General features: G+C 59.7%; 12 protein-coding genes. 6 read left to right on the top strand and 6 right to left on the bottom strand.

Going from position 1 to position 13,247, the window contains the following annotated elements:
* Positions 1 to 22: 22 nt before the first annotated feature.
* Positions 23 to 1,756: a diguanylate cyclase domain-containing protein gene (locus tag MLC59_RS09295; protein WP_248233647.1), complete on the top strand. Its 1,734-nt coding sequence runs from the start codon at positions 23 to 25 to the stop codon at positions 1,754 to 1,756.
* Positions 1,757 to 1,881: 125 nt separating this feature from the next.
* Complete coding sequence (locus MLC59_RS09300) at positions 1,882 to 3,867, top strand: ribonuclease R family protein (RefSeq protein WP_248233649.1); 1,986 nt, start codon at positions 1,882 to 1,884, stop codon at positions 3,865 to 3,867.
* A 22-nt stretch (positions 3,868 to 3,889) separates the two neighbouring features.
* On the opposite strand, the gene MLC59_RS09305 is transcribed toward MLC59_RS09300, so the two are convergent.
* Positions 3,890 to 4,813, bottom strand: coding sequence for a 1-acylglycerol-3-phosphate O-acyltransferase, YihG family (locus tag MLC59_RS09305; RefSeq protein WP_248233650.1), 924 nt, complete (start codon positions 4,811 to 4,813; stop codon positions 3,890 to 3,892).
* Positions 4,814 to 4,902: 89 nt separating this feature from the next.
* Between MLC59_RS09305 and MLC59_RS09310 the strand changes: the two genes are divergently transcribed.
* The 3 genes from MLC59_RS09310 to tpx all read left to right on the top strand — a co-directional run bounded on the left by MLC59_RS09310 (position 4,903) and on the right by tpx (position 7,767).
* Complete coding sequence (locus MLC59_RS09310; protein WP_248233731.1) at positions 4,903 to 5,805, top strand: LysR family transcriptional regulator; 903 nt, start codon at positions 4,903 to 4,905, stop codon at positions 5,803 to 5,805.
* A 95-nt stretch (positions 5,806 to 5,900) separates the two neighbouring features.
* Complete coding sequence (locus tag MLC59_RS09315; protein WP_248233652.1) at positions 5,901 to 7,118, top strand: Bcr/CflA family multidrug efflux MFS transporter; 1,218 nt, start codon at positions 5,901 to 5,903, stop codon at positions 7,116 to 7,118.
* Positions 7,119 to 7,269: 151 nt separating this feature from the next.
* Positions 7,270 to 7,767: a thiol peroxidase gene (gene tpx / locus MLC59_RS09320; protein ID WP_248233654.1), complete on the top strand. Its 498-nt coding sequence runs from the start codon at positions 7,270 to 7,272 to the stop codon at positions 7,765 to 7,767.
* A 97-nt stretch (positions 7,768 to 7,864) separates the two neighbouring features.
* Here tpx and MLC59_RS09325 read toward each other — a convergent pair whose 3' ends face one another.
* Positions 7,865 to 8,878 carry an NADP-dependent oxidoreductase gene (locus tag MLC59_RS09325; protein WP_248233656.1) on the bottom strand — a complete coding sequence of 338 codons (1,014 nt, stop codon included), beginning with the start codon at positions 8,876 to 8,878 and terminating at the stop codon, positions 7,865 to 7,867.
* 107 nt (positions 8,879 to 8,985) lie between these two features.
* Here MLC59_RS09325 and MLC59_RS09330 point away from each other — a divergent pair, with 107 nt between their 5' ends.
* The gene (locus tag MLC59_RS09330) at positions 8,986 to 9,444 is read left to right on the top strand and encodes a MaoC family dehydratase (protein ID WP_248233657.1); all 459 of its coding nucleotides are present in this window, start codon (positions 8,986 to 8,988) and stop codon (positions 9,442 to 9,444) included.
* 96 nt (positions 9,445 to 9,540) lie between these two features.
* On the opposite strand, the gene MLC59_RS09335 is transcribed toward MLC59_RS09330, so the two are convergent.
* The 4 genes from MLC59_RS09335 to MLC59_RS09350 form a co-directional block, all read right to left on the bottom strand.
* Entirely contained in the window at positions 9,541 to 10,680 is a 1,140-nt protein-coding gene (locus tag MLC59_RS09335) for an ABC transporter substrate-binding protein (RefSeq protein ID WP_248233658.1), read from the bottom strand.
* Between the two features lie 74 nt (positions 10,681 to 10,754).
* A complete protein-coding gene (locus MLC59_RS09340) occupies positions 10,755 to 11,462 on the bottom strand; it encodes an ABC transporter ATP-binding protein (protein ID WP_248233659.1) in 708 nt (235 codons plus the stop codon).
* The gene (locus MLC59_RS09345) at positions 11,449 to 12,216 is read right to left on the bottom strand and encodes an ABC transporter ATP-binding protein (RefSeq protein ID WP_248233660.1); all 768 of its coding nucleotides are present in this window, start codon (positions 12,214 to 12,216) and stop codon (positions 11,449 to 11,451) included. The genes MLC59_RS09340 and MLC59_RS09345 overlap by 14 nt, the downstream gene beginning before the upstream one ends.
* The gene (locus MLC59_RS09350; protein ID WP_248233661.1) at positions 12,209 to 13,246 is read right to left on the bottom strand and encodes a branched-chain amino acid ABC transporter permease; all 1,038 of its coding nucleotides are present in this window, start codon (positions 13,244 to 13,246) and stop codon (positions 12,209 to 12,211) included. The genes MLC59_RS09345 and MLC59_RS09350 overlap by 8 nt, the downstream gene beginning before the upstream one ends.
* Position 13,247 lies beyond the last annotated feature (1 nt).

Raw genomic sequence — 13,247 nt, forward strand, 5'->3', positions numbered from 1 at the left:
CCAAGCCGGAAGGATTACCGCCTTGAGCCTGAAAACCCGCATCCTTGGACTAACTGCACTTCTGATCATAGCAGCCTCAGCTGCCTCCTGGCTGGCCTATAGCGCCCTCTCGGAAGATATTATTGAACGCTGGGGGCAGCAGGTTGCCGAGATCCAGGTTCGCTATGACAGCGCACGGCTGCTGCAGTCCCTTGAACGGGAGATTGGCCTGGCCCGCCAGATGGCGGACTCCTCCACTCTGATCCAGTGGGCCCGCAACCCGGATGACCCTGCCCTGGAGGCTGCGGCAATCGAGCAAATGGAAAGCTTCCGCGCCAACTTCCGCGACAACAGCTATTTCGTCGCCCTGCGGGAAACCGGTCGCTATTACTTCAACAACCAGGCTAACGACTACGCCGGTAACCAGTTCCGTTATGTGCTCAACCCCGACGACCCGGACGATGCCTGGTTCTTCCAGTTGATTGAGGAAGGCCGCGACTTCCACCTGAATGTGAACCCGGACACCGAACTGGGCGTTACCAAGCTCTGGATCGATGTGCTGATGCGCGGGCCTGACGACGAGATTCTGGGTATGGTGGGCACCGGAATGGCCCTGGATGACTTCCTGAAGGATATCGTGGACATCGGGCAGGACGGCATCACCACCCTGTTTGTCGACTACAACGGCGCCATACAGCTCTACCGGGACCGCAACTACATCGACTTTGCCAGCATCATCAAACCCGAAGGCCAGAAGAACACGGTCGACCTGCTGTTCGAGTCGCCGGACGACCAGAAGAAAGTCCTGGGCATGCTGCAAATGCTCAAGAATGAGGGCGGCCGCCAGGGCGCCGTTGCCAGCAGCTTTGTTGAGGTGGAGGGCCGCAAACACCTGGCGGGGGTTGCCTACCTGCCCGCCATTGGCTGGTTCGAGATTACCCTGCTGGACCTGGAAACCCTGCTACCGGTGAGTTACCTGTGGCCACTGGTCGGGGTTTTCCTGGCCACCCTGCTGATCAGCCTGTTGTTATTCCACTGGCTGATCAGTCGCCGGGTGCTGAACCCGGTGCTGGCACTTGAAGAAGCCGTTTACCGGGTCAAGAAAGGGAATTTCGAACTGCCGCCCCTGCCCAAGCCTGATAACGAAATTGGCCGGCTCAGCACGCATTTCGAGGCCATGACCGCCAACCTGAAAATCGTCAACGACGACCTCAAAGGCCAGGTGGACGAGCGCACCCGGGACTTACACCGGCTTGCCCGTATGGATCCCCTGACAGAGCTGGGTAATCGCCGGGCCCTGGATGAACTTTTCGCCGCCGAGATCGAGAGAAGCCACCGCCAGGGCAGCGGTTTTGGCGTACTCTGGCTCGACATTGATCATTTCAAGGACATCAATGACGAACAGGGCCATCAGAGCGGTGACGCCATTCTTTGCGATGTTGCCCATTGGCTGCGGGCCAGCCTGCGCCCCTATGACCAGGCCGGCCGTTGGGGTGGGGACGAATTCGTGGTGATCCTCTCCCCATGCGACTCTCATACGCTCAGCCATATCGGCCAGCGTATACGCACCCACGTCGAGAGCCAGAGCCGGGCCATGGGCATGCCCGTTACCGTCAGTATGGGTGGACACCTTGTCCAGCCCGGGGAACCACTGGATGACATTCTCAGGCAGGCTGACCAGGCACTGTACCGGGCCAAGCAGGCAGGGCGGAACCAGCTGGTTATCAGTGACGCAATGCCTGAAACGGCCACTCAGCCAGTACCGAGTGAAACCTGAGGCGAGACGAACCTGGCTGAAAGACTCCTTTCTTACCGCCAACCGACACACCACACCATCTGACTCAGCCAGCCATAACCGGTATACTCCCGCCAACAGTCACTCTTACCAGCCAGGTTTCATTCATGCTTAATGCCGACGCGCTCAACCAGTTGCGCCAGCTCAAAACAGACATCAAGGAAAACAAGGCGGTCTATCCCGGCACCGTCAAGGCCACCAACGGTCGTTTCGGGTTTGTAGCACTGGACGAAGGTCGCGACGTGTTCCTGCCGCCTGAGGAGATGCAGAAAGTCCTGCCCGGAGACCGGGTCACAGTATCCGAAGTGGCCGGCGAGAAAGGCCGTACCCAGGGTATCGTCGAGGAACTGCTGGAAACCAGCCTGACCACCTTTGTCGGCCGCTACCTGGTGAAGGGCAAGGGCCATTTCGTTGCACCTGAAACCCCGGGCATAGGCCGCTGGATCTTTATTCCGCCCAAGGAACGCAGTGAAGCGAAACCGGATGATTTCATCTATTGCCGCATACTGCGCCACCCCATCAAGGATGGCAAAGGCCAGGCCCAGGTCATCCGGGTAATTGGCAAAACCGGCGACCCGGGTATAGAGCGCAACTTTACCCTCGCCAGTTTCGATATGGACGACGCCTTCCCGGACGCTGTAGAAAAGCAGGCCGCCAACCTGTCGGAAGAATCCATCGCACCGGAACGGGAAGGTCGCGAAGACCGCACCGCCCAGCCCTATGTCACCATCGACAGCCCGGGCACGCAGGACATGGACGACGCCCTGCTGGCAGAGCCCAATGCCACTGGCTGGCGGCTGTCTGTAGCCATTGCCGACCCCACAGCGCTGATCCCCGAAGGCTCGCCGGCTGACCAGGAAGCCCGCAACCGTGCGACGGCAATCTACTTCCCCGGTGAACCACGCCCCATGCTGCCGGAAGCCATCAGCACCCGGCTGTGTTCGCTGATGCCGGACACCGACCGGCTCACCCTGGTATGTGACCTGCAGGTAAACAACGATGGCAGCCTGGGCGAGTTCAGTTTTCACCGCGCCGTGATCCGCTCCCGGGGCAAGCTCAGCTACGAGCTGGTGACCCAGCTGCTGGAAGACCAGCACACCGAGGAAACCGACGCCCTGGCGCCGGAGGTCACCAACAACCTGGACCAGCTCCACCAGGCGGCCACGGCCCTGCGCAAATGGCGCTCGGACCATGCCCTGCTGAACGGCGATCGGCCGGAGTTCCGCCTGCGGCTCGACGAAAACCGGCGCATCCGTACCATCGAGCCGACTGTACAGAACGAAGCCCACCGGCTGGTGGAGGAGTGCATGGTCGCCGCCAACCGCTGTGCAGCAGACTTCCTCGCCCGGCAGGAACACGGCCTGTTTATTGCCCATCCCGGCCTGCGGGACGACCGCGCCGATAATATCCGCACGCTGCTGGAGCGCTATGCACCAGACCTGGCCAGCATCGACCCGGCCACCCCGGAAGGCTTCCGTGAGCTGATGGTACGCACCTCTGACCTGGACGCGGAAGTACCGGTGAAAACCATTATCGCCCGCCAGCTGGCCCGCGCCGAGATGGTGTTCGAGGCAGCCCCTCACCAGGGCATGGGCCTGCCGGCGTACACCACGTTCACCTCACCACTGCGGCGTTACGTGGACTTCTACGTGCATCGCCTGATCAAGGCAGCGTTGTGGGATGAGCAACACGACCGCCTGGCAGACGCAGGCCTGAATGCGCTGCAATCCGCGCAGATACAGGCACGGCAGGCGTCAAACTCGCTGGAGAGCTGGCTCAAGAGCGATTACGCCCGCCAGTTGGACGAAGGCGCCAGCTTTACCGGGGTGATTAGCCGCACCGTACCTGCTGGTTTCTTCGTAAGGCTGGATAGCAACGGGCTGGAAGGCTTTGTCAGCTGCAAGACCCTGTCAGGCAAGTTCAGCTTTGATCCTGTGACCCTGCGCCTGGAGGCGACCAAGGGGGCCCGGACCTTCCAGCTGGACCAGGCGGTGACGGTAAGACTGGCGGGTATTGATGAGGAGCGCCGCCAGATCAACCTGGAACTGGTTGCTGACAACGTTGACGAGGCACAACCGTCCTCTCAGGGCTAAGTGCTTTCCAGGCCGGGCAGGCTCAGCGGCTCACGCTGGGCTCGCCCTGGCCTGCCTCCGCCAGCATACGCTCCAGTCGTTGATCCTTTTCCCGCCACAGATCCCCCAACCAGGTTTTAAGCTGGCGACGATATTCTGCATCCTTGGAGTAATCCCGTCCCTTGAGGGCCTCCGGAATGGGGTGGGTATGGATTTCCATGCGCACTTCGCTGACCCGGCCACAGGCGAAATCCCAGAAACTGGGTGCGCCATCAGGGTAGGCGATAGTAACGTCCACCAGGGTTTCCATGGCATCCCCCATGGCATCCAGCACGAACCCGACACCGCCGGCCTTGGGCTGCAGCAGGTGCTGATAGGAGGATTTCTGCTTGCGGTGTTTTTCAGGGGTATAGCGTGTGCCCTCGACAAAGTTCATCACGCTGACCGGCGTAAAGCGAAACTTCTCACAGGCCTTGCGGGTGGTCGCCAGGTCCTGCCCACGCTTCTCCGGGTGCTTTAACAGGTACTGGGGGGAGTGGCGCTTCATAAAGGGGAAGTCCAGCCCCCACCAGGCGATGCCGATCACCGGCACCCAGATCAGCTCCTTTTTCAGGAAAAACTTGAGAAACGGTGCCCGCCGGTTGAAGACCCATTGCATGGCCAGGATATCCACCCAGCTCTGGTGATTGCTCAGCACCAGGTACCAGCTTTCCCGCTCCAGCTCCTCAGCACCGGTAACATACCAGCGAGTGCGCTGTGTCAGGCGCATCCAGGCATTATTACCGGCCACCCAATTCTCCGCCACCCAGATAATGAGGCGGGTACAGCCAATGCGGAAGCCCTTGTGGGGAACCACCAACTTGAGCAGTGCCGGTATATACAGGAAGAGCGCCCAGAACAGGGTATTGAGAGCCAACAGGGTGACCGCAATCACACCAATCAGGGGCTTAGGCAGGAATCCCAACATCTTGTCGTCCGTTTTCCGGTGTTATAAGGCGAGCATCATAACAATGGAGGCCTCGATTGGGCAGACCTATGGCATGCTACACTGCATTCATGAAAACCGTTGATCAATTCCACCTTGATACCCGCTCCCTGGAAGTCTTTCTCGCGGTACTGAGAGAGAACAGCGTTTCCCGTGCCGCGGTCACCCTGGGCATGAGCCAGTCAGCCGTCAGCCACACCGTGGAGCGGTTGCGCCAGGCCCTGGGCGACCCGCTGTTCGTGAAATCCGGCCGAGGCATTGCACCGACCCGCTATGCCCTGAAAACCGGGCCCCATATCCAGCAGATCCTGGATGAACTGCGCGCCCTCTCCGCCGGCCCCCCGTTCGAGCCGGCCTCAGCCGAATTCACCTTCACCATTGCCGCCAACGACTACCAGCGGGACCTGTTACTGCCCCCATTGATGAAACAGTTGGCGCTGGAGGCCCCCGGTATCCGGCTGCAGGTGATTCCTTCGGGCATTCCGGGCCCGGAACTGCTGAGGGAGGATGTATGCGACCTGATCATCACGCCCCACGCACCGGATACCGGCGACATTATCCAGAAAGGCCTGCTCCGGGATCAGATGGTGATTTTCTACGACCCGTCCGTGCGCTCCGCTCCGGCCACCCTGGCGGAGTATCTGCGGGCCAGGCATGTGGATGTGCTGTTTGGCACCGGGGAGCGCACCGGACTGGAGAATGCCCTGCGGGCCCGGGGCTTGAGCCGGAATATCGCCGTTACCGTCTCCAACTTCTCCGGCCTTCCGGAATTCCTGCGGGGCACAGACCTGCTGGCCTCGGCCCCCTCCCGCATGCAGCACCAGCTGTTGCGGGGCTTCGCCACGGCGCCCCTGCCCTTCGACTACCGGGACGTGAACCTGCTGATGATCTGGCACCAGCGCTACCAGACCGACAGCGGCCATCGCTGGCTGCGAAACCGCCTGGCTGCTGTGGCCCGGCACCTTGACCATTAATCGATTTTCTTCATAGGTTCTATGATCCGACCGGTCGTTATCTTTGCAGCCGCTCGCCGTATAGTGGGCGACCTGTTTTTATGATCGGAAGACCCATGCTCGCACTGACCAGTATCTGGACAACCGTATTGCTGGCGGCCGCCGTAGCCCTCGGGCCGCTGGCTACCGACATGTACCTGCCCGCCCTGCCCGCCATGGGCCAGGCCCTGTCAGCAGGTCCTGACCAGGTACAGCTCACCCTAAGCCTTTACATGGCGGGCTTTGCCGTGGCCCAGCTGTTCTGCGGACCGCTGGCGGACCGGTTTGGGCGCAAGCCGATCATGATCGGCGGACTGCTGCTGTTCTTCCTCGCCAGTATTGGCTGTGCCATGGCCAGCAACGTGGAAACCCTGATGCTGTTCCGCTTCCTGCAGGCCCTCGGTGGCTCGGCTGGCCCTGTTCTGGGCCGGGCCGCCATCCGGGATATCTATACGCCGCGGGATGCTGCGCGCATCATGGCGCTGCTGGCCAGCATCATGGCCCTTGCCCCGGCCCTGGCACCCACCGTTGGCGGGTTCCTGCTGACCGGTTTTGGCTGGCCATCCATCTTTGTGGCGCTCGGCGTTTACGGGCTTGTGGTGGCGGCCATCGTGGCGTTTGGTATCCGTGAACCCATGGCCCCGGAAAACCGTCAGTCCCTGAAACTGGGGTCCCTGGTCAGGAACTACCGGCACATCGGTACCGACCCGAGCTTTATCGGCTACACCCTGACCAATGCCTTTGCCTTCGCCGGGCTGTTCGCCTTCCTGTCCGGCTCGTCCTACGTGCTGATCGACTTTCTGGGGGTCAGGCCGGAGCATTTCGGGCTCTACTTTGCCTGCGTAGTGGCCGGTTATATTGCCGGTAACCTGCTGGCGATCCGTCTGGGCCGTCGCTGGCTGCCAGACCAGATCCTTCTGCGGGGGCTGCTGGTGAGCGTGGCCGGCGGAACCTCCATGGCGGCGCTGGCCATGGCCGAGGTCTATAACGTCTGGGCGGTGATGATTCCCCAGAGCCTGTTCATGGCCGGCGTGGGCATGACACTGCCCCAGACCATGGCCGGCGCCCTGGCCAACTTCCCCCGCATGGCCGGGTCGGCCTCGGCCTTGTTCGGCTTCGTGCAGATGGCCCTGGCCGCCTGTGTCGGGTCCCTGGTGGGCTATCTCTATACCGGGACCTCACTGGTGATGGCAAGTATCATCGCCATCTGTGCCGTTGCCGCCATGGGGGCCTACCTGCTGCTGGTGCAACGCTATCCGGCCCGCGGGTTCGAGCCGGCGGAAGCTTCCCGCTGACATCGACCACGCCAGACCGTCATCCAGCGGGGGCGTGTTAACGGAAGGATTGCACGAATCCTGCTCGACGGGTCATCCAAAATGCACTAAACAGGTGTATGTTACCGGTACCGGAAACGGAAAAACCCAACCCGAAAGTCAGGAGACACCCATGAGTCAAGTCACACTCGACGGCAACCCGCTGGAGCTCAGCGGTACCTTCCCCCAGCCCGGCGACACCGCACCGGATTTCACCCTCACCACCGGCGACCTGCAGGATGTGGGGCTGGACAAGTTTGCCGGCAAGCGCAAGATCCTCAACATCATCCCCAGCATCGACACCGGCGTATGCGCCGCCTCCACCCGCAAGTTCAATGAGAAGGCGGGCAGCCTGGACAACACCGAGGTGCTGGTCGTGTCCGCCGACCTGCCCTTCGCAGCTGGCCGCTTCTGCGGAGCGGAAGGACTCAAAAACGTACAAACCCTGTCCACGTTCCGCAACTACAGCTTCCAGCAGGATTATGGCGTTGCCCTGCAGACCGGGCCGCTGGCCGGCTTGTGCGCTCGTGCCGTGGTGGTTCTGGACGAAGACAACAAGGTGCTGCACAGCGAACTGGTCGATGAGATCAAGAAGGAGCCGGACTACGACGCGGCGCTGGCCGTACTCTGATTCACCAAGACTACTGCCGACAGCGACATTGCTGCCGGTATAACCAGAAAAGGGGCGCCCCTCACGGGTACGCCCCTTTTTGTTTGACCGTTTGGGATCAGGACACCTTGATGACCAGCTTGCCGCGGTTACGGCCCTGTAACAGCCCCTGGAAGGCGTTGAGCGTGTTTTCAATACCTTCCACCACATCTTCCTGGTATTTGACCTTTCCTTCCTTCAGCCACTGCCCCATATCCCGACGGAAATCCGGTAACAGTTCATTGTGGTCGGACTGGATAAAGCCCCTGAACATCAGGCGCTTGATCAGGATCTGGCCCATAAAGGGAATCAGCCGATCAGGTCCCTCCGGTAACTTCGTCTGATTGTAGTGGGCAATGCGACCACAGACCGGGATACGGGCAAAATCATTGATCAGCTTCATCACCGCATCGAAAACCTTGCCGCCGACGTTCTCGAAGTAGAGGTCGATGCCGTCCGGGCAGGCTGTGCTGAGCTGCTCCTCGAAATCCTCGTCCTTGTAGTTCACGCAGGCATCAAAACCATAGTGGTCCACCACGTGCTGGCACTTGTCTTCAGCACCCGCAACGCCGACCACGCGACAGCCCTTCATTTTCGCGATCTGGCCCACGACCTGGCCCACCGCGCCGGATGCAGCAGATACCACCACGGTCTCGCCCGCCTTGGGCTGGCCGAATTCCCGCAGGCCGACGTAGGCGGTAAACCCAGGCATGCCGATTACGCCAAGCCAGGCGCTGGGGGGTGCGAGGTCCGGATCAATACGATAGAGAATGTCCGGCGTTGCAACAGAATGGGTCTGCCAGCCGGTGCGACCGATCACCAGGTCCCCCGGCGACAGGTCCGGGTGGTTGCTCTCCAGTACTTCGCTGACAGCCTCCCCGGTCATGACATCGCCCAGGGCTACCGGGTTGGCGTAGGAAGCGGAGTCGTTCATGCGACCACGCATATAGGGATCCAGGGAGAGATAACGGGTCTTGAGAAGTACCTCGCCATCAGCGGCAGCGGGTATATCGGTTTCTTCAAGCTTCAGGTGGGTTTCGTCGGGCATGCCGACCGGACGCTCAACCAGCGTATATTGTTGCCTTTTTGACATATCACACCTCTTGGTTCCGGGGGAATTTTTGTTGTTGCACCAAACGCTCAGGTCCATGAGAATAGCTTACGAAATTGATTTTCGCGAAACGAAACCAGGAGACAATAATGACAAGTATCGCACTCGAAGATCTGCCGAAACACAAGGGCAAGGTTGTGGGCCAGAGCCCCTGGCTGAACGTCAGCCAGGAGATGATCCAGGCCTTTGCCGATGCCACCGGTGACCACCAGTGGATCCACGTGGACGTGGAACGGGCAAAGAAAGAAGCCCCCTGGGGAGCCCCGGTCGCCCACGGCTTCCTGACCCTGTCGCTGATCCCGCAGCTCAACCAGCAGGCCATGACCGTGACAGGTCCTGCCGCCACCATCAACTACGGCATGAACAAGGTACGGCTGCCGGCAGCCGTTAAGTCCGGATCGGACATCCGCTCCACCGTCGAGCTGGTGAATATTGAGGACGTGGACGAAAAGCGAATCCTGGCCACCTACAAGACGCTGATCGAGATCAAGGGTGAGGACAAGCCGGCCGTAGTGGCAGAAAACCTGGCCATGTACGTCAAGCCGTAAGTTCAATCCGTTATCCGGAGTATACCTGGCATTCTCCGGACGTGAAAAAGGGGGCCGAGGCCCCCTTTTTCATTCAGTGAACTCCGTCCGGAAGGATCAGAATTCCTCTTCGACGATCTCACCATCCTTCACGATGGCCATGGTGGGTGCAGTAATAAAGCCACCCTTCTCGTCGACACCTTCCACTTCATACGGGTTCTTGCTGGACTCAAGATTGGCAATGGCATCGCCAAGTGCCGCCCGGATAGTTTCTGGGTCAGTGCTTTCGGTCTTATCCATGGCGTCTACCAGGCCATGCAGAGCACCGTAGTTGAACGCGGCTTCAGAGCCCGGAGTCTTGCCGTAGATCTCTTCATAACGCTTGATGAAAGACTGGGCGGCTTCCGTTTCATATACACCCAGCGGAACCACACCAACAGTGTCTTCCAGCGGCTCGTAGCCACCGACCACGTTGGCAGCCTCATCGATCTTGGCCTGGTCCATCATGATGAACGCGCCTTCATAGCCCAGCTGACGCGCCTGCTGGATAACCAGGCCGGTCGGCTCGGAAGCACCACCAACGAACATGACGTCCGGGTTCTCGGAGATCAGGCGGCTGACGCCGGTGAAGAAGTCCGCAGACTTGTTATAGTCCATCGGATTCTGGGCGACGACTTCGCCACCGTTGGCAGTCCAGGCCTTCTCTACCATGGATGCCCAGATCTTGGCGTATTCGTGGGTGGCACCACCCATGGCCAGCTTGGTGCCCCAGGTCTCCAGGGCGTAGTTGGTAAACGCTTTCACGTAGCCGTCAAAGGTCGGCGGAATACGCAGCGTCAGCGGGTTACCCTGTTCGGTAATGGTGGGAACACTGGTGTAGGCCATCACGAGGAAGTCGTCTTCCACGTTGAAGTCCATCAGTGCGAAGATACCGCCGGAGTGCGGAACAAATACCGCAGGAACATTGGATTCCTGCTTCAGGCGCTTGGCGTTGGTCGCCGCCTGTGCCGGGGAGTACTGGTCGTCCAGGGCAACGATGTTGATGGTGGTCTTCTCGCCATTCAGGTCGAAGCCACCCGCCTCGTTAATTTCATCGGCTGCCATACGCAGGCCGGACAGAACGTTTTCGCCGTACAGGGCGGCGCCACCGGAAAGCGGGCCGGTGAAGCCGATGTTGACCTCGGCCGCCATCGCGGAACTCATGCCCATTGTGGTTGCTACAGCAACTGCCAGTCCAAGTTTCTTCGCTGTTTTCATTGTTTTCTCCTGGTTTTATTTCGCCTTTTCACAGGCGCTTGTCAGGTATATTTACAAGCGAGCCGGGGCCATCATCAGGCCCCGATGTATGCTTTGCGCACTTCCTCGTTACCCAGCATCGTCTCACGGTCGCCGTCCATAACGAGCTGGCCGTTTTCCATAACGTATGCGTGTGTGGCAATTTTAAGTGCCGCAAAGGCATTCTGTTCAGCCAGCAGCACCGTGGTGCCCAGGCTGTTGATCTGTTGGATGGTCTCGAACATCTGCTTGACCACCAGCGGCGCCAGGCCCAGGGATGGCTCATCCAGCAAAAGCAGGCGCGGACGGCTCATCATGGCACGGCCGATCGCCACCATTTGCTGCTGGCCACCGGACAGGGAACCTGCCGGCTGGTGGGCCTTTTCCTCAAGGATGGGGAACAGTTCCAGCACCTCGTTCAGGCGCTTGCGATTACCGTCCTTGTCCTTGCGGTGCACGTAGGCACCCAGCATCAGGTTGTCATGGACACTCATCTGCGGGAACAGCTGGCGGCCTTCCGCACACTGGACCACGCCGGCAGAAACCACGGCGCTGGGCTTCATGCCGTTGAGGATCTTGTCCTCAAACTCGATATTGCCGGCCGATGGCTTGATCAGGCCACTGATGGCGTTGAAAAGTGTGGACTTGCCCGCACCGTTGGCACCCAGCAACACCACCAGGCCGCCGGTATCGACAGTCATGTTGATGTTGTTCAGGGCCTTGAAGCTACCGTAGTGGACGTCGACGTTCTTAAGCTGCAGCATCGTGGTCACTCCCCAGGTACGCTTCAATAACTACCGGATTGTTCTTCACTTCTTCCGGCGTGCCTTCGGCAATTTTCTCGCCATGGTCCAGAACCATGATCTTGTCGGCAATACCCATGATCATGTCCATCTTGTGCTCGATAAGACACACGGTCAGGCCATTTTTTACCATCTTTTTCATCAGCTCAGCCAGGCCCTCGGTTTCCTCCGGGTTAACCCCGGCGGCCGGCTCGTCCAGCAGGACGATCTTCGGATCCGTGGCCAGTGCCAGGGCAAAGGCGACACGCTTGCGCTCTTCCTGGGTACAGTCCGCGATGTAGCGGTTCTCGGCATGGGTCAGGCCAACAAAGTCGAGCGCTTCGCGGGCCTTCTCGCGAGCCGCTTTCTCTTCCCGCTGCAGGCGCTTGGAGTTGATCAGTACATCCCACAGACCTGACTGGGTACGCAACCGGTAACCTACGATCAGGTTATCCAGAACTGTAGCGGTTTCAAACAGATTGGTGGTCTGGAAGGTACGCCCGACACCCAATTTGGCGACATGATCACACCGCATCCGGGTGACATCGGTGCCATCCAGCAGAATGCGGCCGGATGTGGGCTGATGCATCCCGGAAATCAGGTTGAAGAAAGTACTCTTACCAGCACCATTGGGGCCGATAATCGCATTGATCTGGTTGGCGCCAAAGTCCACGGACACATCGTTGACCGCAGCCAGGCCGCCGAACATCTTGGTGAGGTGTTCTACTTTAAGCATTGTTGCTGGCCTCCTGACTGCTGGTCTTCACTTTACTTTCCGTCTGCACTTTCTTGGGACCCAGACCCAGAGCCTGTGCCTTGCGATGCATCCAGGTCAGGAAGGAACCACACACGCCCAGCGGGAAGAAGATCACCAGCACCACCAGCAGCGGCCCGAAGATGATCATCCGGTACTCCTCGAGGAACTGCAGGGACTGGGTGATCCAGACAATGCCAACAGTACCCACCAGCGGTCCGAACAGTGTGCCAATACCACCGACCAGCATGTACATGATCATGTTGAAGGTGTGCAGCACGTTGCCGTCTTCCGGCCCCACGAAGCGGATCATCCCCGCATAGAGCGCACCCGCCAGGCCGGCATAGGTGGTGGAGATCACAAACGCCACAATCTTGGTTTTCATCAGGTTGATGCCCAGAGACTCCGCAAGTTCGTCGCCGTTGCGAATGGCAACGAAGGTTCGACCCACCAGGGACTTCTGGATACGGCTGGTAAACCAGATGATGAATACCAGGAAGAACAGGACCAGGTAATACAGCGGCATGGTTTCACGGAAGTTCACCAGCCCGAAACCATCAGGGGCAGCAATGTTACGAACACCCAGGGCACCGTGGGTCAGCTCCTCCCACTTGTCCAGCAGCAGGTAGATGATAAAGCCCACACACAGGGTGAAGATGGCAAAGTAATGCTCCTTCAGCCGCAGCGATACGGCGCCAACCAGCAGACCGAGCACTGCGGTCAACAGCAGCGCCGCGACGAAGGCGGGCCAGAAATTCCAGCCTGCGTCCGAGGTCAGCAGTGCCACCGTGTAGGCACCGATGGCGAAAAAGCCACCATGAGCCAGGTTAAGCTGGCCGCAGAAACCGGTAATGACGTTAAAACCGTATACCGCAATCGCCCATATGAAGGCGGTTGCCATCACATAGACCTGGTACTCGTTTGAGGCCAGGGCCGGAAAGACCAGGGCCAGGGCCAGCAGCACATATTTGCTGGCCGGGTGCATTAACAGGGCTCCAAGCTTAAACATCATG

The sequence above is a fragment of the Marinobacter bryozoorum genome, assembly GCF_023156245.1.
GTDB lineage: Bacteria > Pseudomonadota > Gammaproteobacteria > Pseudomonadales > Oleiphilaceae > Marinobacter > Marinobacter bryozoorum.